17 protein-coding genes are annotated in these 24,367 nt (G+C 66.7%); 1 reads left to right on the top strand and 16 read right to left on the bottom strand.

Features of this window, described 5'->3' with window-relative positions; all coding sequences use genetic code 11:
* Positions 1-51 precede the first annotated feature (51 nt).
* The 6 genes from HNR28_RS05790 to HNR28_RS05765 all read right to left on the bottom strand — a co-directional run bounded on the left by HNR28_RS05790 (position 52) and on the right by HNR28_RS05765 (position 7,007).
* On the bottom strand, positions 52-1,080 hold the full coding sequence (locus HNR28_RS05790) for an FAD:protein FMN transferase (RefSeq protein WP_184142573.1): 1,029 nt from the start codon (positions 1,078-1,080) through the stop codon (positions 52-54).
* A complete protein-coding gene (locus HNR28_RS05785) occupies positions 1,061-3,271 on the bottom strand; it encodes a PepSY domain-containing protein (RefSeq protein ID WP_151024279.1) in 2,211 nt (736 codons plus the stop codon). Before HNR28_RS05785 ends, HNR28_RS05790 begins: the two co-directional genes overlap by 20 nt.
* Before the next feature lie 5 nt (positions 3,272-3,276).
* Positions 3,277-3,753, bottom strand: a complete 477-nt coding sequence (locus tag HNR28_RS05780; RefSeq protein WP_043683537.1) for a DUF2271 domain-containing protein — start codon at positions 3,751-3,753, stop codon at positions 3,277-3,279.
* Positions 3,754-3,808: 55 nt separating this feature from the next.
* Positions 3,809-4,255, bottom strand: coding sequence for a PepSY domain-containing protein (locus HNR28_RS05775; protein WP_151024278.1), 447 nt, complete (start codon positions 4,253-4,255; stop codon positions 3,809-3,811).
* A 233-nt stretch (positions 4,256-4,488) separates the two neighbouring features.
* Positions 4,489-5,808 (bottom strand): CaiB/BaiF CoA transferase family protein, encoded by a 1,320-nt coding sequence (locus HNR28_RS05770; protein ID WP_151024277.1) that lies wholly within the window; start codon positions 5,806-5,808, stop codon positions 4,489-4,491.
* A gap of 11 nt (positions 5,809-5,819) precedes the next feature.
* Positions 5,820-7,007 carry an acyl-CoA dehydrogenase gene (locus HNR28_RS05765; RefSeq protein ID WP_043683543.1) on the bottom strand — a complete coding sequence of 396 codons (1,188 nt, stop codon included), beginning with the start codon at positions 7,005-7,007 and terminating at the stop codon, positions 5,820-5,822.
* 117 nt (positions 7,008-7,124) lie between these two features.
* Here HNR28_RS05765 and HNR28_RS05760 point away from each other — a divergent pair, with 117 nt between their 5' ends.
* Positions 7,125-8,015: a LysR substrate-binding domain-containing protein gene (locus tag HNR28_RS05760; protein ID WP_151024276.1), complete on the top strand. Its 891-nt coding sequence runs from the start codon at positions 7,125-7,127 to the stop codon at positions 8,013-8,015.
* Positions 8,016-8,042: 27 nt separating this feature from the next.
* On the opposite strand, the gene HNR28_RS05755 is transcribed toward HNR28_RS05760, so the two are convergent.
* From HNR28_RS05755 to HNR28_RS05710, 10 genes are all read right to left on the bottom strand, one after another.
* Positions 8,043-8,732, bottom strand: a complete 690-nt coding sequence (locus tag HNR28_RS05755; RefSeq protein ID WP_170288436.1) for a TorF family putative porin — start codon at positions 8,730-8,732, stop codon at positions 8,043-8,045.
* A gap of 118 nt (positions 8,733-8,850) precedes the next feature.
* Entirely contained in the window at positions 8,851-10,368 is a 1,518-nt protein-coding gene (locus HNR28_RS05750) for an APC family permease (RefSeq protein ID WP_211369286.1), read from the bottom strand.
* A 225-nt stretch (positions 10,369-10,593) separates the two neighbouring features.
* The gene (locus HNR28_RS05745) at positions 10,594-12,054 is read right to left on the bottom strand and encodes an aldehyde dehydrogenase (protein ID WP_244978191.1); all 1,461 of its coding nucleotides are present in this window, start codon (positions 12,052-12,054) and stop codon (positions 10,594-10,596) included.
* A gap of 42 nt (positions 12,055-12,096) precedes the next feature.
* Positions 12,097-13,107, bottom strand: a complete 1,011-nt coding sequence (locus HNR28_RS18665) for a methyl-accepting chemotaxis protein (protein WP_280528017.1) — start codon at positions 13,105-13,107, stop codon at positions 12,097-12,099.
* 197 nt (positions 13,108-13,304) lie between these two features.
* Positions 13,305-14,768, bottom strand: coding sequence for a sigma-54 interaction domain-containing protein (locus tag HNR28_RS05735; protein ID WP_043683562.1), 1,464 nt, complete (start codon positions 14,766-14,768; stop codon positions 13,305-13,307).
* A 108-nt stretch (positions 14,769-14,876) separates the two neighbouring features.
* Positions 14,877-16,067, bottom strand: a complete 1,191-nt coding sequence (locus HNR28_RS05730; RefSeq protein WP_084330673.1) for a PAS domain-containing protein — start codon at positions 16,065-16,067, stop codon at positions 14,877-14,879.
* On the bottom strand, positions 16,067-17,032 hold the full coding sequence (locus HNR28_RS05725) for an electron transfer flavoprotein subunit alpha/FixB family protein (RefSeq protein ID WP_151024273.1): 966 nt from the start codon (positions 17,030-17,032) through the stop codon (positions 16,067-16,069). The genes HNR28_RS05730 and HNR28_RS05725 overlap by 1 nt, the downstream gene beginning before the upstream one ends.
* Complete coding sequence (locus HNR28_RS05720) at positions 17,029-20,130, bottom strand: heterodisulfide reductase-related iron-sulfur binding cluster (protein WP_151024272.1); 3,102 nt, start codon at positions 20,128-20,130, stop codon at positions 17,029-17,031. Before HNR28_RS05720 ends, HNR28_RS05725 begins: the two co-directional genes overlap by 4 nt.
* 78 nt (positions 20,131-20,208) lie before the next feature.
* Entirely contained in the window at positions 20,209-22,413 is a 2,205-nt protein-coding gene (locus tag HNR28_RS05715; protein WP_151024271.1) for an oxidoreductase, read from the bottom strand.
* A 556-nt stretch (positions 22,414-22,969) separates the two neighbouring features.
* The gene (locus HNR28_RS05710) at positions 22,970-24,331 is read right to left on the bottom strand and encodes an aspartate aminotransferase family protein (RefSeq protein WP_151024270.1); all 1,362 of its coding nucleotides are present in this window, start codon (positions 24,329-24,331) and stop codon (positions 22,970-22,972) included.
* Positions 24,332-24,367: the final 36 nt, after the last annotated feature.

Here is a 24,367-nt window from a genome sequence, read left to right as displayed (position 1 = left end):
CAAAATAGTCATAATCGCCTCGATGACCCGGCGTTCCGGGGCCCGGCCGCCCTAAGACGCGAAGCGGCCCAGCCCGAACTCCACCAGCCGGCCGCCGCGGCGCAGCAGGAACAAGGCATCCAGTCCCATGCGCCGCGCCAGGGCCGGTCCTTCGTCCGGCCCCGCCACCAGCAGGGCCGTGGCCCAGGCGTCGGCGTCCATGCACTCGGCCGCCAGCACCGTGACGGAGGCCACCGGATTGCGCACCGGCGCCGCCCGGCGGCCATCCATGGTGTGCGCCAGGCGTTCGCCGCCGATCCGGACCCAGCGGCGGTAATCGCCCGAGGTCGCCACCGACAGGTCGGCCAGTTCGATCACCCCGTGCGCCGCGCGGCGTCCCTCCTGCGGGCTTTCCAGGGCCACGGCCCAGGGCCGGCCATCGGCGCGGGCGCCGCAGGCCCGCAGTTCGCCGTCCAGGCCGACCAGGGCGTGGCCCACGCCATGCAGCGCCATGACCTGGGCCATCCGGTCCACGGCGTAGCCCTTGGCGATCCCGCACAGGTCCAGGGTCAGGGGCGCCCGCTTGCGCGCGCGGCCCTGCTCCCGGTCGAGGTCCAGCCAGAGATGGGCGGGGCGATGGTCCGCGGCGGCGTGCCGGATGGCGGCGGGATCGGGCGTGTCCGCCGCCGCGCCGAACCCCCAGGCATCGACCAGTCCGCCGACGGCGGCATCATAGGCGCCGCCGCTCAGGACGCCGACGTCCAGCGCCCGCGCCAGCACTTCGATCAAGGCCGCCGGCAGGGACACCCAGTGCTCCGGCTCGGCGCGGTTCAGGCGCATCAGGTCGCTGTCCGGCTTCCAGGGCGACATCTGCGCATCCACCGATTCCACGGCCCGTGCCAGGCCGCGCGACAGCGCCCCATGATCGAAGTCCGGCGGCGCCTGATAGCGCGCCGACCAGCGCGTGCCCATGGCCGGACCGCTCAGGGTGGATTCGGAAAACGCGGTCGGCGCGGAGCGGGCCGGCGGCGCCGCGCCGCGCGCCGCTGCGGGCCGGACGGCGGGCGCGGCGGCCGCCGGATCAGAATACGTCTTCGGCATAGCGCCCCCTTTCCCGCAGTCCCCGCACGTCCAGGCCGAGCGGGCGCAGGATCTCGTTTAGCGCCTCGGCGACCCCGGCCGCCATGGGCCGGCTGCCGCAGACCCGCAGCACGGCGCCCTGGGCCACCAGCGCCCGCAGGCGGTCCGCATCGCGGCGCAGGGCGTCCTGCACGTAGCCGCCGCCCTCCTTGATCCTGGAAAAGGCCGTGCGCAGCGCGGACAGCCGCCCTTCGTCCAGCCAGCGGCGCAGGGCGGCGCCGAAATAGAAATCCTCGTCCGGATTGCGCGCCCCGAAATACAGGAACATGGGCGTCTTGCGGACGTTGTCGCGGATGAAGCCCGCCAGGGGAGCGACGCCGGTGCCCGCGCCGATCAGCACGACGGGACGGCGCGCGGCATCCAGGGTGAAGCCCGGATTGGGCTTGATGAAGGCCTGGACAGGATCGCCGGGCTGCAGGCCGTGCAGGAAGCCGGAACAGACTCCGCCAGGCATCCGCCGCACGCAGATTTCCACGAAGCCGTCGTGAAATCCCGAGGCCAGGGAATAGTAGCGGGGCACCGGGCTGCCGGGCGGCACGATGCCCACCAGGTCGCCCGCCTTGAAATGCGGCATGCCGCGGCCCCGCAGCCGCGCCAGCGGGCCATCGTCCCGCCAGCGCAGGCGCAGGATGGCGGCCGGGCCGGCGGCGCCGCCCGCATAATCCAGCCGTTGCGCCAGTTCCAGGGAAAAGGTCGGCGGAATGCGCGGCACGTAGTCCAACACCAGCGCCTCGCCCAGGGCTTCGGACAAGGCCGCGCCCCAGCGGCCGAACTGCTGCGCCGACTGCTGATGGATGCATTCCAGCGGCAGGGTTTGCGGCCAGCCGGCATCCCGCAGGGCACGCTCCAGCGCCTCGGCGTAGCCGCAGAAGGCCGGGAACTGGCGGTCGCCGAAGCCCAGCACCGTCACCGGCGCGGTCCCGGCCGTCTGGCCGGCGATCCGCTCCAGCGCCCGGGCGGCATGCGCTGGGGCCTGGCCGTCCCCGTAGGTCGCGGCCAGGATGAATATCTGGCGGGCCGATCCGGGCGCCTGGAACTGTTCCAGCGGCGCGGTGTGGACCGCATGGCCGTTGCGCGCCAGGGCGTCGTGCAGCGCCTTGGCGAAACCCCAGGTCGTGCCGCCCTCGCTGGCCACGAAGATCAGCATGTCGGCCCGCCGCGCCGGCCCGTTGTTTTCCAGACGCGGCGCCTGGGCCCTGCCCTGCCGCCAGATCAGAAAGCCGGTGATCCAGAACACCGGAATGCACAGGCCCGCCAGACCCAGGATCAGCGCCCAGGCCCACAGGCCCTGGCCGGTGTGCAGGGCGTAGACCCAGTCGTAGAGGACGCGCGCGGCGGGGGCCGGCTGCCAAGCCAGCACGTGGCCGCTGCGCCGGTCGATCCAGCCGTCGCCGGCGTCGGTGGACACGGTCCAGACGTCCTCCGGATCGTCCGCCGCCGGGAAGTTCAGCTTGCGCAGGCCGTCGGCCGACAGGGCCTGCAGCAGCGGCAGGGCGTCCGCCGTCCGGTCGGGCCGTTCACCGGGCGCGGAGACGGCGTCCGGATCCGCGTCCGCATCGGCCGGAATCAGGCCGAAGGTCGTCGCGCTCATGTAGAGCGCGGTCAGCGAGGAGAGGGCCAGGACCAGCACCAGGACGCGGCCGCCGATCCCGTGGAGGCGCTGGACCGGAGTCCCGCGGATGCGGCTGGACACGAGGCGGCGCCAGCCGCCCAGGCGCCGGGCCAGCATCAGGGTTCCGGACAGCGTCAGCAGCAGCATGGCCAGCGCGACCCCGGCCGCGCCCAGGCGGCCCGCATCGTCCAGCATGAAGGAGCGGTGCAGATTGCGCACCCAGCGTTCGACGGCGGACGCCTGGTAGTCACCCAGCACCTGACCGCTGGCGGGGTCGATCCGGCTGGCGCGTGCCTGGCCGCCGTCGAAGGAGTACGCGACGATGTCGCCCGAGGGCAGGCGGCGGATTTCCTCGATCCCGGGCACCTGGGCCGCCGCCCGCTGCGCCAGGACCGCCACCGGCAGGCCGGGTTCGGCCTGGACGGCCCGCCAGGTGTCGCGCACCGGGAAGAAAGCCAGGATCAGTCCGGTGAGACCGACCAGCAGGGCCAGGGCGCCGGCCCACAGGCCCAGCCAGCGATGAATCTGCCGCCATTGCATGACGATCACTGCGCCTGATAGCTGAAGGACTGGATGAACTGGCGCCCGGCGGTGGACTGGCCGGCGCCGGCCGCGGTCAACGGCACACGGATTTCGGACGGGCTGTCGCGCATGTCCTCCACGGCGGCGTCGATGCGGATCTCGTAGCCGGCGTCGAACAGGGCGTCGGCCAGATCGGCGGTCACCTTCAGCGTCCGGCCCTCGCCCACGCTGGCGCCGGTCACGCCGTCGAGCCGCGCCGCGTCGCCGGCCGACAGCCGGTTCCAGTCGCTCAGGTGCTTGTAGTACTTGGCCTTGCCGCCGGCCACCCACAGGGTGCCCGCGTAGGCGCCCTGGGCGTCGGTCAGGTAGACCGCCAGGTAGGCGCCGTCGCCGCCGTAGTTCTTCAGGGTCGTGGACAGGGTCACCGTGCGGCCCTGCGCCAGGGCGGGAACGGCCAGGGCGGTGGCGGCCAGCAGGGCCGCGATCGAACAGGTCTTCATGGGTTGCGAGGTTTTCATGGACTATGCTCCTGTGGAAATTTCAGCCGGGGACGGATCACTCGATCCGGGCGCCGGAGACGGACACCGCGGCGGACGGCTTGCCCGCCCCGGCCGCCGGGGCGGCGGACGGCAGGGCGCCCGGCGCCGCATCGCGGGAATTGCGTGAATCGCGGTGATCGCGGTCCCGGTCGCGGCGGCGTTCGCGGTCATGGCCATCGTGGTCGCGGTACTTGATCTTCACGATTTCCAGCGTCGCGGGATCGAGCTTGGCCTTGAAGGCGCGGCCCTGGGCGTCCTCGCCGCGGACCTCGTAGCAGCCGTCGTCGATCTTGACGCGCTTCAGGTTCCAGCCTTTCTGGCGGGCCATCTGGGTGACGGCCTCGCGGGTCTGCCAGCGCTCGATGGGCACGTCGCAATCGTCGCCGGCCGCGGCCGGCGCGGCGGCCAGGCCCAGCGACGCGGCCAGCAGACAGGCGCCGAGCGCATTCCAGGATTTCTTCATGGTGGGGTTCCCCATTCATCCGGCCGCCGGGCGGCGGCCATCCATGCTTCCATCGTAGGGATGGCAACATTGACGCCAGATGAACACGGGGGCGATCCGGGCGCCGATGGGCCCGGACCTTGATACGGATCAAACCCGCCGGGACGCGGGCGCCGCGCCGGCCAGGCCCGCGGGGGAAAGGACCGCGCCCGGGCTCGCCCCGCAGGGTGGGGCTTGCGCCCGGGCAGGCGCGGTCAGACCACGCCGCGCGCGCGCAGGGCCTCGATTTCGGCCGGCGCCAGTCCCAGCACTTCTTGCAGCACGTCGGCCGTGTGCGCCCCCAGGGGCGGGGGCGGCAGGCGGTAGTCCACCGGGGTGTCCGACAGGCGGATGGGGCTCGCCACCAGCGGCACCGCGCCGGTCTCCGGATGCGGCATCTCGATGCGCAGGCCGCGGGCGCGCACCTGGGCGTCGTCGAACACCTGCTCCATGGCGTTGATCGGGCCGCAGGGCACGGCGCGGGATTCCAGCGCCGCGACCCAGGCGGCCGTGGTGCGGGCCGTGGTCAGGTGCCGCAGGATGGGGATCAGCGCGTCGCGGTGCTCCACCCGCGCGCGGTTGGTGGCGAAGCGGGGGTCCCGCGCCAGGTCCGGCCGGCCGGCTTCCTCGCAGAAGCGGGCGAACTGGCCATCGTTGCCGATCGCCAGGATCATGTAGCCGTCGGCCGTGGGAAAGTCCTGGTAGGGCACGATGCTGGGATGCGCGTTGCCCAGCCGCCCGGGGCTGCGGCCGGTGGCCAGGTAGTTCATGGCCTGGTTCGCCAGGCAGGCGACCTGCACGTCCAGCAGCGCCATGTCCACGTGCTGGCCAGCGCCCGTACGCTCGCGCGCGGCCAGCGCGGCCTGGATGGCGTTGGCCGCGTACAGGCCGGTCAGGATGTCGGTCAGCGCCACGCCGGCCTTCATCGGCCCGCCGCCCGGTTCGCCGTCGGGCCGGCCGGTGACGCTCATCAGGCCGCCCAGGCCCTGGATCAGGAAATCGTAGCCGGCGCGCGCCGCGTAGGGCCCCGTCTGGCCGAACCCCGTGATGGAGCAGTACACCAGGCGCGGGTTGATGGCACGCAGGCTGTCGTAGTCCAGGCCGTAGCGCGCCAGCCCGCCCGCCTTGAAGTTTTCCACCAGCACGTCGGACTGGCGCACGAGCCGGCGGATCAGGTCCTGGCCCTCGGGAGTGGCCATGTCCACCGTCACCGAGCGCTTGTTGCGGTTGGCGCACAGGTAATAGGCCGCGACGCGCGACTCGCCGCCGTGGTCGTCGGGCATCCACGGCGGCCCCCAGCCGCGCGTGTCGTCGCCCTCCCCGGGGCGCTCGATCTTGATCACGTCCGCGCCCAGGTCGCCCAGGATCTGCGTGGCCCAGGGGCCGGCGAGAATGCGCGACAGGTCCAGGACGCGGATGTGCGACAGCGCGCCGCGGGGGGCGGCGCCCAGGCCGGCATCCGATCCGGCGCCGGGCCCGGCCGGGCCGGCGGCCTGTCCGTCCGGGCCCGGCGCGGCGGGAGTCTCTTGCGCCATGGCCGCGCTCCTCAGTTGGCGAAGGCGGCGATGCCGGTGATGGCGCGCCCCAGGATCAGGGCGTGCACGTCATGCGTGCCCTCGTAGGTGTTGACGACTTCCAGGTTGACCAGGTGGCGGGCGATGCAGAATTCGTCGGAAATGCCGTTGCCGCCCAGCATGTCGCGCGCCGTGCGGGCGATGTCCAGAGCCTTGCCGCAGGAATTGCGCTTGATGATGGAGGTGATCTCCACCGGCGCCTGGCCCTCGTCCTTCAGGTGGCCGACGCGCAGCACGGCCTGCAGGCCCAGGGTGATCTCGGTCAGCATGTCGGCCAGCTTCTTCTGGATGAGCTGGTTGGCGGCCAGCGGGCGGCCGAACTGCTTGCGGTCCAGCACGTACTGGCGCGCGGTCTCGTAGCAGGCCTCGGCCGCGCCCAGGGCGCCCCAGGCGATGCCGTAGCGCGCCGAATTCAGGCAGGTGAAAGGCCCCTTCAGCCCGCGCACGTCGGGGAAGATGTTTTCTTCCGGCACGAAGACCTCGTCCAGCACGATCTCGCCCGTGATCGAGGCGCGCAGGCCGACCTTGCCGTGGATGGCCGGCGCCGACAGGCCCTTCCAGCCCTTTTCCAGGATGAAGCCGCGGATGTCGCCGGCTTCGTCCTTGGCCCAGACCACGAACACGTCGGCGATCGGACTGTTGGTGATCCAGGTCTTGGCGCCCGTCAGGCTGTAGCCGCCCGGCACTTTCTTCGCCCGCGTGGCCATCGAGCCCGGGTCCGAGCCGTGGTCGGGCTCGGTCAGGCCGAAGCAGCCGATCCATTCGCCCGAGGCCAGCTTCGGCAGGTATTTTTCCTTCTGCGCGGCGGTGCCGAAGGCGTCGATGGGCACCATGACCAGGGAGCTCTGCACGCTCATCATCGAGCGGTAGCCGGAATCCACCCGCTCCACCTCGCGGGCGATCAGCCCGTAGCAGACGTAGTTCATGCCCGCGCCGCCGTACTGCTCGGGAATCGTGGCGCCCAGCAGGCCGAGTTCGCCCATCTCGCGGAAGATCGCCGGATCGGTCTTTTCATGGCGGAAGGCTTCCTGCACACGGGGCAGGAGGCGGTCCTGGGCATAGGCGCGCGCGGCGTCGCGCACCATGCGCTCGGTGTCGGTGAGCTGCTGGTCCAGCAGCAGGGGATCGAGCCATTGGAACTGGGCACGGGATGCGGACATGGGAGTCTCCGGAAAAGAAAAGTTCTGTATGAGTGATATTCACGCATCCTATCGGGATATTTTCCAGGACACAAACGATATAAACTGCGTTATCTGTGACTTTCAATCACTCCGGACATGCGCAAACGACTGCCCAGCACCCAGGCCCTGCAGGCCTTCGAGGCCGCCGCGCGGCACGAGAGCTTCACCCGCGCCGCCCAGGAACTGTCCCTGACCCAGGGCGCGATCTGCCGCCAGGTCGCGGGCCTCGAAGCCCTGGTCGGCGTGCCGCTGTTCCAGCGCGCGCGCCGGGGCGTGCGCCTGACCGACGCGGGCGAACGCTACAGCCGGCTGGTGCGCCGGCAGCTGGACGCGCTCGAACGCGACACCCAGGCGGTCATGGCGCACCAGGGCGGCGGCGTGCTGGAGCTGGCCGTGGTGCCGACCTTCGCCACCCGCTGGCTGCTGCCGCGCCTGGCGGCGCTGCGCGCCGAGCGCCCCGGCCTGCAGGTCAACATGTCCACCCGCACCCATCCCTTCCTGTTCGAGGACACCGAGTTCGACGCCGCCATCTACTCGGGCGACCCGCGCTGGCCCGGCACCCAGGCCCACTTCCTGATGCGCGAGAATCCGGTCCCGGTCTGCAGCCCGAAACTGGCGCGCGGGCCGCTGGACGCGGCCGGCATCGCCGCCCTGCCTCTGCTGCAGCAGAGCACCCGGCCCACCGCCTGGCGCGAATGGTTCGCCTCGGCCGGCATCGCGGCGCCCAACGCCATGGCGGGCATGCGGCTGGAGCTGTTCTCCATGCTGTCCCAGGCGGCCGGCGACGGCCTGGGCGTGGCGCTGATTCCGCCGTTCCTGATCCAGCAGGAGCTGGCCCAGGGTGCCCTGGCCGTGCTCAACCCGCACAGCGGCCCCGGCCAGCGGGCCTTCCACCTGATCGTCCCCGAACGCAAGGCCACCCTGCCCGCCCTGGCGCATTTCCGCGACTGGCTGGTCGGGCGAGCGCGGGACGGGGCGCATGGATGAATGAACGAAAACGATTCATCGGCGGATTCAGAAGACCGCATTCAGACCGAGAATGAAGCGGGTATCCCTGGAATGATCTTCCACATCATCCTTTCGATTGGCCCCCGCGATCGTCCCGGACAGGGAAAGGAACTTGTTCAAGGAGTAGTCCAGGCCGATGCCGTAGTCGAACTTCCCACGCAAATCCGCGGTGTCGAATTCCAGGTAACCCACGCCAGCCTTTAGGTTCAACCGCTCCATGATCGGATGCGTGTAGGTCAGCCGGTAGTACACGTCGTTCTTGTTGACCTCTTCCCGCATGCCGCGATAGACCTTGAACGTCAGCCTCTGATAACCGATGCTCGCGTAGATCTCGCCCGCGTTCCACGCAGCATCCCCGGGATAGATATAGTGGACGTAGCCCACATCGAACAGCCAGTCCTGGGCAAACCCGAGACGGTATCCCGCGTACAGGTCCACCTCCATGCCCGCATTGCCGAACTGGCCGGTGGAGTTCCAGTTGCCGACATACAGGCCATTGTCGAAGGCATAATCCAGCCCGCCCTGGAGGGCTGGCCGGATCGCGTCGTCCTGCCCCTCCTGGTCGACTCCGCGATCCTTGTACAAGGACACAACGCCAAGATTCGCGCTCCATTCGGCAACCGACACCATGGGCCAAGAAAGGGCCAGGCACCCGAGGATGGTCCCGGCATAAACAGAAATCTTCATTTCGTTCATTCCCAGATCAATTTTTCGATGTCCAGCCGCCATCCGGCGGCCGGGTCTTTTTCTTTACGCGCGAAAAACGCATGCCGCTCCGAGGCTCAGCATCCGAGCCTGCCTGCGCACGCAGGCATCACCGCACCGAGTAGATGGCGTCCCCATACGCTGCGCCGCTGCGGCAGTAAGGCCGGTGAGTAAGCATGTAGAAGAGCCCGACGACCAGGACGATCGCCATCGAAAGCAGCACGATGCAGTTGTCGTACCAGGCGGCGCCCGGCGTACGCGGCCATGCGATATTGACGATGGCAGCCACCCCATAGGCCAATGCCAGCACATTCACCAGCAGGCCCCAGCCGCCCAGGGTGAATTCACCGGACGGCTGCCAGCCCTTCAAGCGCGCCCGCAGCGCAGCCAGGACCACCATCTGGAAAGCGATGTAGATTCCGACGGCGGCAAAAGAAATGATCTTCACCAGCGCATCCGTCGAAACCAGGGCGCTCAGGACCACGATTCCGGGGACGATGCCGGCCAGGATCAAGGCGTAGGGCGGCACGTGCCTGGCGTTGGAAAAGCGGGAAAAGATCCCGCTGCCAAAGATCATGTGATCGCGGGCATAGGCGTATACCATGCGGCTCGCCGCCGCCTGCAGGCTCATCGCGCAGGAGAGGAACGAGATCAGCACCACGCCGATGACCAGCCAGCTGCCCACGCCGCCAAACGCATTCTTCAGGAGAATGGGGACGACATCCCCCTGGACGCGGCCTTCGATGACATCCCGATAGTCGACGACGGACAGCAGCAGGGCGAGACAGACGAAGGTGGCGGCGACGCCACCGATATAGATCGTCCGCCGCATGGCCTTCGGGATGCGGCGTCCGGGATTGGGCACTTCCTCGGCGACATCGCCACACGCCTCGAAACCATAATACTGGTACACGCCGATCAGGCTGGCGGCAAGGAAGGCCCCCAGATACGAACCATCGGTGTTCGCGCCGAAAGTATCGAAAATGACCCCGATGCCGTGATGGCGCTCGAAGATCAGGAGATATCCGCCCACGAAAATGGCGCCCAGGATTTCGGCGATGAAGCCGATCATGGCGGCACGGGCCAGAACCTTCGTGCCCATCATGTTGATGATGGTCGCCACCAGGATGACCAGCAGGGCGAACAGGACCGTGTTTTCGGTCGATGGTTCGAAACCGGCCAGTATCGCGGTGTAGGGCGCCGCGCCATACGTCACCCCGCCGATGGTGGCGAACAGGGCCATGATATAGATCCAGCCCGTCATCCACGCCCATTTCCGCCCCCAGAGGCGCCGGGCCCAGGGATAGACCCCGCCGGCCAGCGGATACTGGGACACGATCTCGCCGAAAACCAGGGCCACCAGGAACTGGCCCGCCCCCGCGACCAGCAGGGCCCAGATCATCGGCGGCCCGCCCACGGCCAGCGAAGACGAGAACAGCGAATAGATACCCACCACCGGCGAAAGGTAGGTGAATCCCAGCGCGAAGTTTTCCCAGAGCGTCATCTCCCTGCGGAACTCGGATTTATACCCCAGCCTTGCCAGTTGCTCGGCGTCACTGTCGATGACACCACTCGTGATTTTATGTCCCACCATGTTCTCCTTGAAATTGACGACATCTTTTTGCAAGATGGTTCTTTATGGAATCTCTGAACAAGTCATCACGCCGCATGCATCTGCTTGCCGCTCGACTTGTTCAGAGGCTCCTTATGAAGACAGCAAGAAAGTCGATACCGGAAACGCTCCTCGACGGCCGGTATTCGCACGCGGCCGCACGGATTTCTCACAAAAGGCACGCACCGGATCCTGTTCCGAAGAACGGGATCCCCCGCACCCGGGCGTCGCCCTCCCCGATCACCCCAGATTGATCCAGACCGATTTCGTCTGCATGTGCGCCAGCATCGTGTCGAAACATTTGTCCCGCCCCTGACCGGATTGCTTGTACCCGCCCCACGGCTGGGTCATGTCCCCATGCTCGTAGCAATTGACCCAGACGATGCCCGCCTGGATGTCCCTGGCCATCCGGTGGGCGGTATTGAGATCCCGGGTCCAGATGGAGGATGCGAGGCCGTAGATGCTTCCGTTCGCGATTTCGATGGCCTGCTCCTCCGTCTCGAATGACATGACCGCGCCCACGGGGCCGAAGATCTCCTCGCGTGCGATCTTCATGTCGGGCGTGACATCCTTGAACAGAGTGGGCTGCACATAACTGCCCGCCGACAACCCGTCCGGCCGCCCGCCCCCCAGAACCAGTTCGGCGCCGTCCTCCCTGCCGCTTTCGATGTAGCCGAGCACCCGGGTCTGCTGCTCCCTGGTCACCAGGGGCCCCATCGTGGTTTCGGGGTCCAGAGGATCGCCCGGCTGGAAGCGTCCCGCCTCGCGCAGGAATTTCTCGACGAAATCCGGATAGATGGATTCATGCACCAGCAGCCTGGAACCTGCGCTGCAGACTTCGCCCTGGTTGGTATAGATCCCATTGACGGCATACGTGACCGCCATATCCAGGTCGGCATCCCGCATGAGGATCTGGGGGCTCTTGCCGCCGCACTCGGTGGTCACCCTTTTCATGTTGGACTGGCCGGAATAGATCATCATCAGCTTTCCGACTTCGGTGGAACCGGTGAAGCTGATCTTGTCCACGTCCATATGCAGGGCCAGGTGGCGCCCGATCTCCTCGCCAAAGCCGTTGACGACATTGAAGACGCCTTCCGGAATGCCGGCCTCCGCCAGCAGACGGGCCAGGAGAAGCGCGCTCATCGGGGTCTGCTCGGCCGGCTTCAGGACCACCGAATTCCCCGCCGCAAGAGCGGGCGCCACCTTCCATGCGGCCATCATCAGGGGATAATTCCAGGGCGTCACACAGGCGACGACGCCCAGCGGCTCCCGCACGATCATGTGCAAGGCGGACGGGTCCGTGCTGGTGACCATGCCATCGATCTTGTCGATCGTCTCGCCGAAGTACTGGAACGTCAGTGCCGAGAAAGGCACGTCGCCGCTCACCAGTTCGGTGATCGGCTTGCCCATGTCCAGGCAGTCCAGCACGGCGAACTCGTCGGCATGCTTTTCGATCAGTGCCGCCGCGCGGTAGAGCACCGCCATGCGGTCCCGGGGCGCCATCCGGGACCACACGCCGCTCCTGAAGGCGCGCCTCGCGGCCGACACCGCGCGGTCGATATCTTCCACGCCACCCTGCGCCATTTCGGCCAGGACGCGCCCGGTCGCCGGATTGACGCTCTCGAAGCGCCGGCCCTGTGCCGCATCGACGAATGCCCCATCGATGAACAATCGGGTCTCGGGCCGGATTTCCGCCGCCATGTCGTGCCAGTATTTAAGGGATTTCATGTGCTCTTTCTCCTGTCAGGTCAACAACTTCTGAATGGTTCTCGCGGCATCCACGGACTCGGCTGCCAACGTCTTGATCTCGCGCGCGACCACTGAAAATCCCCTGCCGGCCTGTCCCGCGCGGGCGGCCTCGATCGCGGCATTGATCGCGAGCAGGTTCGTCTGATCCGAAATGTTCTTGATCACGTCGATCACCTGGGAAATCCGGCCATGCTTTTCCTGCACCGAGGAAATGGCCTCGTCGTGCAGGCATGCGGCCCGCTTCTCATCCGATATGTCGCGCACGGCGCCGATGAGATAGCGCAGCTTTCCCCCGGCATCGACGAATCCCTTGCCCCGCTCCCGGTACCAGACGTCGCCGCGCGTCTTGTGGCGCATCCTGTATTCAATGGTGTAGGCATCCGACCAGTCGGCCCTGGCCACATAATCCTGGATGGCCTGGATCAGCCTTTCGTAGTCTTCCGGATTCACGATCCTCTGGTAATCATCCCAACTGTCCGTGAATTCCTCGCGGGTATACCCGATCAGATTCCTGAATTGATCGGACCAGCGCAATTCGTTCTCCGGATGATCGATATCCCCGCCGATGATCGCCAGTTCGTAGCAGCCTTCCGTCAGCGTCTGCCGCATCAATTCCGCCATCGCATTCCTGGCCTGCAGCCGCTCGATTTCCGCCTGCTGGGAAAGCGCGGCATCCCCGAGGCGCCTTATTTCCAGTTCCAGCGCCTCGCGGGACTGGATTTCCCGCCTTGCGCTGGCCCGCAGGCCCTCCACCACCCGAACGAAATCGACGGCCCCCTCCGTTCCCGCGGGCGCCGCCTCCCCGACGGCCGATCCGAACGCCCGGGAGATGCCCTGCCATTGCGCCCGCAGTTTCTTCAACGCGCCGTGCAGCCTGGGATAACACGCCAGGCGATCCAGGCCGCCGTCCGGATCAGGCGCCGGACCCGGGCCCTCATTCATGATGGTTTCGATGGACAGCGCAATCCCGTCGCACAAATCGCGCCTCATGCGATCTCGCAGCATCCTGTCTCCTGTGGTTCATGGATGTCATCGTTCTTATTCCATTACCAAAGAAGCAAGACCCATGCCAACTCAAGATGAAACTCTTAAGTCCATGAAATAAAAGGCCTGGATTTATACTCTTGATTTGAATCAATACGATTCAGCGCGCAAAACCCCCATTCCCGATGGCGTCATGCAACGGTCGCTGCATCCACGCATCAAGAACCGTCGGCATTGCTCTTGCGAACGATCGTCGCGATATCCACGTTCAGCAGTTTCGCCGCTCCCCGCTTGCTGCCCGCCTGGAGGATGGCCGAATCGATGAGTTCCTTTTCGTAGGCGCGAACCGCCTGCCGCAAATCGAAACCCTCGCCGAAAGAAGCCGCGGCGGGCTTCGGGCCGGACGGCGGACAGGGGCACACGTCGAATTCGTCGAGGGGACCATCCAGGTCTATCAGGTGCTCCGGCAGCGAATCGGCGGAAGCCACTTCCTCGCACATCACGGACAGGTATTCGATGATGTTCTGCAATTCCCGGATGTTTCCCGGGAACGAATACGACAGCAGCCGATTCCGGCAGCCCTCGTCCAGGCACAGGGGCACCGGCCGCCGGGCATTGACTTCGCGCAGGAAATGATCGATCAGCAGCGCCAGCAGATTCTTCCGCTGCCGCAGCGGCGGAACGACCAGCGTGATGACGTTGAGGCGGTAATACAGGTCCCGCCTGAACGCCCCGGCCCGGACCGCAGCCCGCAAATCGCAATTGGTCGCGGCGATGACCTGCATCCGCAGGTGCCGGGGCGCCGTGGCCCCCACACGCTGCACCACGCCCTCCTCCAGGACCTGCAGGATCTTGGCCTGGGACTGCAGGGGGATCTCGCCGACCTCGTCGAGAAACAGCGTGCCGCCGTCGGCGGCCTCGATCAGGCCTTTCTTGCCGCGAGTCGACGCGCCCGTGAACGATCCTCTTTCGTACCCGAACATCTCGGATTCGAACAGGGTATCCGGGATCGCGCCGCAGTTGATGTGCACGAAAGGACGGCCTTCCCCCTGGCTGGAAGCCTTGTGCAGATACACCGCGAGCTGCGATTTGCCCACACCCGACTCGCCCAGCAGAAGAAGCCGGCTGCCCAGGGCCATCGCGCGCAACCCTTGCTCCAGCAGGCGCGAGGTATCGGGACAGGTGACGAACGGAATTTCCAGGTCTCCGGCATCGTCCTTCTTGAGACCGGAGATCATGCCCCTGCCAAGCAGCTTCGACGTCTTTTGCGACGTGGACACCCGCCCGGCATTGTTCTGGATGATGATCAGGAAATACCTGCCGTTGTCGTTCGGCGAGCCCAGGACGCGAGTGATCAGCGTGTAGCTGCGGTCGTCCGCATCGAATACCTCCCGGCTGATCCTGAGACCCTGGATGACATCGTCCATCAAGGCGTCGTAGATGATCTGGCTCTGGGACAGCAGGTTGCGCAAGGGCTGCCCCACGGCCATCTTGCGCGAGACCTCGTTCATGCTCTCGGCGGCCGTGTTCATGTAGGCGATCAGGCCGGTATTGTTGACCACGATCAGGCCGTCGGGCATCTGGTCGCACAGGGCCCACAGGCGGTCGTCGGCAAAAAACTGATCCAGATCCTCCGCGCTGACCGCGCTTGGAAACGCGTCTCTCAGGCTGAAAAATTTCATCTCCCCTCCACGCAGGGGATGCCCTGCACAAGTCCATCCGACCGCCGTATTCCCGCTCGCGGCGCGCATCCGCCGCCCGGTCCGCCGATCACGCCGGCGGCGGACCGGTCAGACGGCGGCCGGGCACAGCATCAGTACGAACCGATCCGGTACGTCGTCGCCGATGGGAAAACTCTGGGCGTTGCAAGCGATGCGCGACCCATCGGGCACCCGCACGGTCGTGACCCACCGCTGATGGTTGATGCCATACCACTTCCTGTCATTTGGCAGCGGGGTATTCAGATCCACGATCGACTGGATGTCCTGCCCGAAGAAATCATAGGGAGACCAGCCGAACAGCTTCTGAAAGGCGGCATTCACGGCCAGCAGCCGGCGGCCTCTGTCGATCACCAGGATGGCGTCGGGCATGGCGTCCAGGATGCTGCGCACGTCGGAGGCTTCCCGGGCCAGGCGGGTCCTGGTCCGGCGGTAGCCGGTGACATCCCGTGTGGTGCCCCACATGCGTATCAGGAACCCGTCCAGGATCTTGCAGTGCACGGTGTTTTCCATGTACATGATGGAGCCGTCATGATCCGTATCGATGCTCAGCGCATTCTCGACATGACATCCCGACTTGATGATTTCCATGACGAACGCTTCGTTTTCCTGATTGCGGGGAAAATAATGCGAGACCGGCTGTTCGTTCAGATCCATGCCCTCCGGCAGGTCGTACAGCCGGGCCATGGCTTCATTGCACATGAACCAGCGGCATTCGTTCTCGAAGACCTGCCGCACGATTTCATGCATCCCCCGGCCCAGATCGACCGGCTCGGAGAAATCGATGCACCACATGGCTTCCGAAGCCGCCTGGACCAGTTCCCGATTGATTTCCTCGGAACGGATCAGTTCTTCGAGTTCGGGGCTGGCCTGCACACCCAGGGGAATAGTCGCGCGCAGGCGATACTCCGGTCCGGCGCCCACGTTCTCGATCAGGCCGATCAGCCGGGCGTGGCGCGCCTCTCCCGGAAACCTCAGGCCCAGCACCCGATAGGCGGAACGCATGCCCGCGGCGCGATTCCGCATGAACTCCCGGATGTCGAAGGCCGAGCGCACATCCAGGACGTCGATCGCCCGGCAGGGCACCCCGTCGCCGAGCAGGCCGGCCGCCGTCCGGTTCATGGCAACGATTTCCAGATCGGCATCGATCTCCAGCACCAGGACGGATGCGTCCATCGCAGGCGCCGCCGGCCTTCCGGATGCAGCCGACGCCGAACGGGACTGAAGCCGGGGTTTGCGCCCGGTCGCGGGATCACGCAGCATCAGGACAGTTTCTCCATGGCGTCGGCGAAATCGAACACGTCCATGACCGCCCCGTACGTAGCAAAGTTGAAAATCGGAGCGTTGGGATCGGTATTGACGGCGATGATCGTCTCGACATGCTTCATGCCGTGCAGATGCTGCACGGCCCCGGAAATCCCCAAGGCGACATACAGCTTGCAGCTCGCGGCCACCTTCCCGGTCAGACCGACCTGATGCGCCTTGTGCAGCCAGCCCGAATCGGCCACCGGCCGCGAACAACCCAGCGTCGCCCCCAGTCTTTCAGCCAGCGCCTGGAACCGCGGGATATTTTTCTCATCCTGAACGCCGCGGCCGACCGACAGAATGAACTCGGCCTTGCCGATGTCCACGCCCGCGGCCGGCGCCTCGACGAAATCCAGATGCCGGGTCCGGCGCCCGGCCACGGGCGCCAGATCGATCTCGGCCTCGCGGATTGCGGCGGCGCCCTCGCCGAACGGCGCCTTGAAGGTGGCGCCCCGCACCGTCATGACCACCAGGGGCTTGCCGGGAAACTCGAGCTCGATGTTCACCTTGCCCGCGTATCCGCTGCGCGTGGCACGCAGCCTGCCCTCTTCAAGACCGATCCCGAAGACATCCGCGGCGAACCCGCTGCCCAGCCGCGCGGCAATGCCCGCGGCGATGCCCAGGCCGCTGGCCGAATGGCCGATCAGGACCAGCCGGGGCCGCTCCGCCTCGATGATCGAACACAATGCCTGTTCAGCGGTCGCCGCATCGAAGTGCTCATCGCCCGCCGCGGCCAGCACGACGGAGTCGACGCCCGGCAGATTCATCCGCGCCCCGAACGATGCGGCGTCCCGGCCGACGATGGCCACGCTCACGGGACCGCCGATGGCGTCCTTGACCGACAGGGCCGCGCCGACGAGCTCGCCGCTGACATCCGACAACACGCCGCGCGTATGCTCGGCAACGACAAGTATTCCGCTCATGCCTTGGCCCCCATCTTTTCCTGAATGATCCTGATCACCCGGGAAGCGACTTCCTCGGCGCTTCCTTCGAGCATTTCGGCGCGATTCGCCTCGGGCACCACCAGCCGGTGAACCAGCGCGGCGCCCTGGCCCACGGCGTCGGCCCCCACATCGATATTTAATATTGGCTTGGCCTTGGCCAGTTTGATCATGCGCATGGTTGCGTACCGGGGGGTATTGGCCCCGGTCTGCATCGTGACCAGGGCGGGCACGGGCAATCCGACCCGATGCCCCACGCCCCCTTCGAGTTCCCGCGTGACGACCATCTCCGCGCCGCCGTCCCATTCCGCCTTGACGACGAGCGCCGCCGAAGGCATGTCCAGCAGCCTGGCCAGCGCGATGCCCGTCGAGCCCTGTGCGAGATCCCCGGACTGGGCCCCGGCGATGACGAGATCGGGCGTCTCGGCCATGACGAAGCCGGCAAGCACCCGGGCAATCGTGATCGGATCGGCACCCGCCAGCGCCTCACCCCAGATCCGGACGCCCCGGTGCGCGCCCTTGCCCAGCGCCTTGCGCAGGCCATCCTCCGCCTCTTCCGCCCCCACGGACACCACGACGACCTCTCCGCCGCCCAGTTGCTCGGTGAACAGCAGCGCCTGCTCGAGCGCCGTGTCGTCCCATTCGTTGAGCAGGTACTCGAAAGATTCGGGCGTGATCGTCCTGCCATCGCCGGAGAACCGGAAATCATCGCTCAGCTTGCCGATCTGCTTGATGGGCACGACGATGCGCAATCCCTCCTTGGCGGGCGCCTGGTAGCCGGGCAGGGCGACCGGCTCGACGGGCGCGACGCGCCACGGCGCCGCCTCCGGGGGAGACGCCTCATGCGCCGCGGGGGCCGCCATGGCCGCCCCTTCCCCCGCCGCGATGCTTTCCGCACGAGGTGCGGCCAGCAGCCCCGCGGCATGCTGCTCGAGCCATGCATCCAGGCGGTGCTGCACCGATACCATCACCCGGTCCGCCATCGAATCGGCGATTTTTTCCATCAGGACGGGCAGGTCCCGCAAGTCGAACTCCTCCAGATCGATGGCTCTGGCAACCAGTTCCGCAATGTCTTCCACGACGAGCATCTCCTCCAATCCAGCCGTTTTACGTGCATCCTCGAACATCGTCAGGTCTTTCGGGCAGCAGGTCGCAAAAACCTGGATGCCCAGCTCCGCCGCTTCCCGCATGCGCAGCTCCGACGGCTTGGCGGCGCCCGGCTGATCGGGAATCCAGAACCTTCCGCCGCCGGCGCCGCAGCAGAACGAGTTGTCGCCATGGCGCGGCATTTCCACCAATTCGCACCCGATCAGGCCAAGCAGCCGGCGCGGCGCCTCGTAGACCTTGTTCAGGCGGCCCAGATGGCAAGGGTCGTGATAGGTCACGCGCAACCCGAGCGGCCGTACCGCCTTCAGGGCGCCGGATTCGAACAGTTCGCACAGCACTTCCGTGTAGTGCAGGACCGGCGCCATCCTGCCGAACTCCGGATATTCGTTGCGCAGGGTGTTGTAGCCATGCGGGTCCGTCGTGAAGATCCGCTGGAAAGGCCTGGCCCTGGCCATCTGGTCCAGGTTGTGCTCGACCAGGGACTCGAACAGGCCTTCCTCGCCGACCCGGCGCACATCGTTGCCCGCCGTTCTCTCGCCGTCGTACAGCAGGCCGAAGTCGAAGCCGGCCGCCTTGAGCAGGCGCGCCACCGTGCGGCTGACGCGCTGATTGCGCGGGTCGAACGACGCCTGGTCGCCGACGAACCACAGGGAATCCGCCGGCTCCTTGCGGATGTCCTTGACATGGAATTCCAGTTCCGCCGTCCAGGCTCCCCGCTTGCGGGCGGGCTCCCCGAAGCTGTTTCCGCAGACGCCGATCGTATTGAGGACATTGCGCAGCAAGGGGTCCAACTGATCGTTTTCCACCAGCCGGCGGCGCATCTGCAGGATCTTCACCGGATGCTCGACGCCCACCGGGCATATTTCCAGGCAGGCGCCGCACATGCGGCAGGCCCACAGCGTGTCGGGATGGATCACACCCCCTTCCAGCAGGCCCTTTTCCTGCGTGCAGGACTGGGCGCGGTCATTGTGCAGACGCAGGTCCAGGATGAAATCCCTGGGGCTGAGCGGATATCCCGCCGTCCGGGCGGGACAGGCCTCATGGCAGCGGCCGCACTTGGTGCAGGCGTCCAGATCGAGCATGTCCTTCCAGGAAAACTCGGCGATGTCGCCCACCCCGACCGCCGCCGCCCCGGGATCGACCTTCGGCAGGCGGCGCAGCGCCAGGGGATCGCGCGAAGCCAGCGAACCCAGGGCGGCGATCATGTGCTTGGCCTTGTACCAGGGGATCGTGGCGACGAACGCCAGCGCGGCCACGCCGTGCACCCACCAGTTGACGGCCCGCAGGCGCGACAGGGCGCCGGCATCGAGGCCCAGCGCCCGCAGCGACCCGCCGATCGCCCGGCCCACCGGCTCCCATGCAGCCCACGAGGGGCTCTCCATCGCATGGCGCACGCCTTCCTGCAGGAAGCCCGTCAGCACGATGACCAGCAGCGCGCTCAGAAAGATCCAGTCCTCGATCCGCCACGCGGCGGCGGCTTTCCTGAGCGTGTCCTCGCCGGCATAGCTGCGCAGATAATTCAGCTTGGGCAGGCCGAACCGGGCGCGCCGCACCATCATCATGGCCAGCCCGGTGGCGACCGCCACGCCCGCCAGGTCCAGGACCAGGCTGAAGACCAGGAAAAACCCGCCCTTCCAGAACGACACGCCGAACAGAGGCCGGACGATGTCGTAGTCCAGCGTGATGACGGACGTGCCGATGAACAGCAGCACGAAGCCGAAGAATATGCCCGCGTGCGCCATGCCCGCATACCGGTCGCGCCGGCGGACCGTGCGATGGGTCAGCATGTCCGCGACCATGCGCCGGACGCCTCGCCACAGATCGAGCGGTACGGGCGAAGCCCTGCCGCGCGCATATTTCAGGATGCTCCTTGCCACCCCCAGGACCGCCGCACCCATGGCGGCGATCCCGATGAGGTAGAAAAAGAACAGCCCGGACGACGGCAGCGCCCAAAAAAGCTCCCTGGTTTCCATTGCTCTCTTTCCGAATGATGGAGGTCGCCGGGTCCGTCACGGGACGGACCCGGGGGTGCGGCCCTCAGGCGGCCGGACTCAATCGACCTCGACCTTGGGCCGCGGATCTCCCAGCTTCGGGAAGGTGTCGTGTCCCCACACCTGGCGCTCGCGAATCCACGGCAGCGGATATTCCGGATGCGGGCCATCGAACTCGCGCGCCAGGCGGTGGCCTTCGAACATCGCCTGGAGCGCCTGCATCGGCGCCTTGCAGTCGCCGATCCGGTAGACGGCTTCGATGCCGTTGGGCGCCCACTCGGCCTTGCGCTGCTTCAGTTCGCGATACAGCGCGTCCTCCGAGATGCGGGACGTGAGCAGGATGACCGAATCCGCCTCGACCTCCATCGTTCCGGGATTCAGGCGGCGCGGCACCGCGCCCGTGGTGGGGCCGGCGAGGTCGGGGCCATGGCGGTACATGTAGCCGAGCGTCACCTTGCCGGGCTCGATCCTGTCGATCCAATGATTGCGGATCGTGGGGATGCCTTTCTCATTGAGCATCCGCTTGTTGTTCTGAACCTCCAGGGTGAACTGCCCGTAGTCGGCGATTTCCGAAAGGTTCGTGACATAGGTGACCTGCATCCCGAGATCCGCCATCATTTCGGTCAGCGTGATGCCCAGGAAATGGCCCTCGGCATCCATCACCAGGACCCGCTTGCCCACCAGCGGCTTGCCCGCCACGATCTGTTCCGGCGTGAAGACATGCGGCAGCGAAGTGTCGGCACCCGGGATCGGCCGATGGCCCTCCGGCCCCACCCCATCCGTGCGCCAATGGGAACCGGTCGCGACGACCACCCGGTCCGCGCCGTATTCCAGGATATCCTGGGCCGACATCTTGCCGACGCCCAGATGGATCTCCACGTTCTTCATCTTGCGCAGCTGGATTTCCCGATAGGTGATGACGCGGCTCCACTCGTTCAGGCGAGGCAGCTTGCTGACCCAGCGCCAGTGTCCGCCCAGCTCGGCCTCGGCCTCGCGCAGATGCACCGTATAGCCGCGCTCGCCCAGGACACGCGCGCATTCCAGGCCGGCCGGCCCGGCGCCGACGACGAGCACGGAACAGGGATCCCGCGCCGGCTCGAATTTCTCCGGGTGCCAGCCGCGCCGGTATTCCTCCATCGCCGTCTGGTTCTGCGTGCATTGCAGCTGCCCGACCTGATTGAACTTCGAGACGCACATGTTGCAGCCGATGCATTCCCGGATATCTTCCAGCCGGCCCTCGGAGATCTTGTTGGGCAGGAACGGGTCGGCGATCGAGGGACGCGCGGCGCCGATGATGTCGGCCACGCCGCCGCGGATGATGGCGACCATGTCGTCGGGGCTGGTGAACCGGCCGTTGGCGACCACCGGCACGCCCTCCACCACGCTCTTGGCGTCCTTGACGAAGGGCGTCATCCAGCCCGATTTGCGATAGCGCGATACGCCGGCGTCCTCTCCCCATTCCTCGTAATCACCGATCTTGACCGACCAGAGATCGCAGACTCCCTCGCGGTGCATGAGCTCCATGAAGCGGACCCCGTCCTCCTTGGCCTCGATCCCGCCGTCCGGACCATGCAGGGTATCGACCTCGAAACGGGTCGTGATGGCGCAGGAGTGCCCCAGTTCCCTCTTGAGCGCCGTCATGAGCTCGATGTAGAAGCGCGCCCGGTTTTCCAGGGAGCCGCCGTATTTGTCGGTGCGGTGGTTGTAGCGGGGTTCCAGGAACTGGATCGGCACGGTGCTGTCGCCGCCCGACACCTCCAGCAGATCGAAACCCGCCTGCTCCGCGCGTTTCGCGGCCAGCACGTACATATTGATGACGGCCTTGATGTCGTCATGATCCATCTCGCTGCCATACACCGTGCGGGACGGAAACATATTGGACACCAGGCCGGTGGGCGCGCGCCCGACTTCCCGCGATTCGAGGCAGGGCGCATGGATCCCGCTGTACCAGAGCTGCACGCCCACCAGGCTGTCGTGCCGATGCGCCATATCGCACATGTAGCGCAGATTGATCACGTCGCCCTCGTCCCACAATCTGGCGGACGTATAGGGATATTCGTCGGCTTCCGGGTGGATCGAACAGTATTCGGTGAATACGACCCCCCAGCCGCCCTCGGCCTTCATGGCGCGGAAATGCGCCTGGGTCCCCGGACGCTCCGAGCCCGGCCCCGCGCAGTGCGAAGTCTGGAAGAACCGGTTGCGCGAGACCTTGGGGCCGATCTGGATGGGGTCGAAGAGAATGTCGTATTTGGGATCGCGAGCCATGAATTGTCTCCAATGTACTGGTTGGGAAAACGGCCCTGCATCCTGCGGCGCCCGCTCTCAAAATGATCGCAGGCGCCGCCGATGGTCGGATGCACGGCAAGGAACGAGGACGATTCCTTTCACGATCATTCAAAGCAAAACCCATGCCAACATCGGAAATATTTTTTCGGCTGGAAGATCCGGAAAACATCAGGGTTTCAAACCTGGAAATTGCTGCATATTTGCGTGCATGCGCCGCCTGGCGATGCAGTAAATCATCGGCATTCAACAAGCTCTCCCTGGAGCGAATTGACCTGCATCAAAACCGCTCTTCGATCATCGGGCCTCGCGGCAATCGCCCATCGCGCCCAGTCTTTTTCAATCGGCGGATTTTTCATGACGAATCAAAAAGAGCGCGAGAAAAATACCCGGCGCAGAATAACCCCCCGCGTCGAACGAAAAACGCACGGCCCCGGAAACAGCCCACGCCCGCCTGCAAAGGGGCGCATGCCGTTTTCGGGGCCGCGGCGGACGGATGGCTCCGTCCGGAAGCATGGAAGCCAGGCCGGGCGCGCGTTCAAAGCATCCGCGCCGCCTCCTCCAGCGACTGCGCGAAACGGTCCGCCAGCGTCTCGACCTGCGCCTCGGTGATGATGAGCGGCGGGCAGAAGGCCAGGCTGTCCTGGATGCCGCGCAGGATCAGGCCGTTGTCCTGGGCGCGGCGCACGACCTGCGCACCCGCCCGGCCCGGCGGATCGAACGGCGCACGGCCCGCCTTGTCGGCCACCAGCTCCACCGCCGCGATCAGCCCCACGCCGCGCACCTCGCCCACCAGCGGATGATCCCCCAGCTCCCCCAGCCGGCGCTGCAGCACGGCGCCGGCCGCGGCGGCATTGGCCACCAGGCCGCGCTCCTCGATCACGCGGATGTTCTCCAGCGCCACGGCGGCCGCCACCGGATGGCCGCTGGCCGTGTAGCCGTGGCCGAAGGTGCCCAGCTCGCCGCTGTGGCGCGCCAGCACCGAGGCCACGCGCTCGTTCATCAGCACCGCCGCCAGGGGCAGGTACGAGGAGGTGAGCTGCTTGGACAGGGTCATGAAATCCGGCTCGATGCCGTATAGCTCCGAGGCGAACATCTTCCCCGTGCGGCCGAAGCCGGTGATGACCTCGTCGGCGATCACCAGCACGTCGTACTTGCGGCACACCGCCTGCATCTTCGGCCAGTAGGTCGCGGGCGGCACGACCACGCCGCCCGCGCCCATCACCGGCTCGCCGATGAAGGCCGCCACGGTGTCCGGCCCCTCTTCCAGGATCAGGGCCTCCAGTTCGGCGGCCAGGCGGTCGGCGAATGCGGTCTCGGTCTCGCCCGGCAGGCCCTCGCGGTACCAGTGCGGGCAGCGCGCGTGGCGGATCTGCGGCAGCGGCAGGTCGAAGCTGCGGTGGTTGCCTTCCAGGCCGGTGAGGCTGGCCGAGGCCACCGTCACCCCGTGATAGCCGCGCTTGCGGGCGATGATCTTCTTCTTGGCCGGGCGGCCCAGGGCGTTGTTGTAGTACCAGACCATCTTGACGATGGTGTCGTTGGCCTCGGAGCCCGAATTGGTGAAGAAGGCCTGGGCCATGCGCCCGCCGGTCAGGCCGATCAGCTTCTCGGCCAGCTCGATCGAGGGCACGTTCGATTTCTGGCTGAAGGTGTGATAGAAGGGCAGGCACTCCATCTGGCGGCGCGCGGCCTCGGCCAGCCGCGGCTCGCTGAAGCCGACCGCCACGCTCCACAGTCCCGACATGCCCTCGATGTATTCCTTGCCCTCGGTGTCGTACACGTGGATCCCGTTGCCCCGGGCCATGATGCAGGGGCCTTCCTCGCGCAGCCGCGGCGCGTTGGTGTAGGAATGGAATTGATAGGCCACGTCGTTGCGGGCCAGGGTCTCGTTCGTCGTCATGTCAGGGTTTCCTTCAAGTTCCGTCCGTGGAAATAA

The sequence above is a fragment of the Castellaniella defragrans genome (assembly GCF_014203015.1).
Taxonomy (GTDB): Bacteria; Pseudomonadota; Gammaproteobacteria; order Burkholderiales; family Burkholderiaceae_B; genus Castellaniella; species Castellaniella defragrans.
The sequence above is the reverse complement of the archived record's forward strand: the minus strand, read 5'-3'. Positions and strand labels throughout refer to the sequence as shown.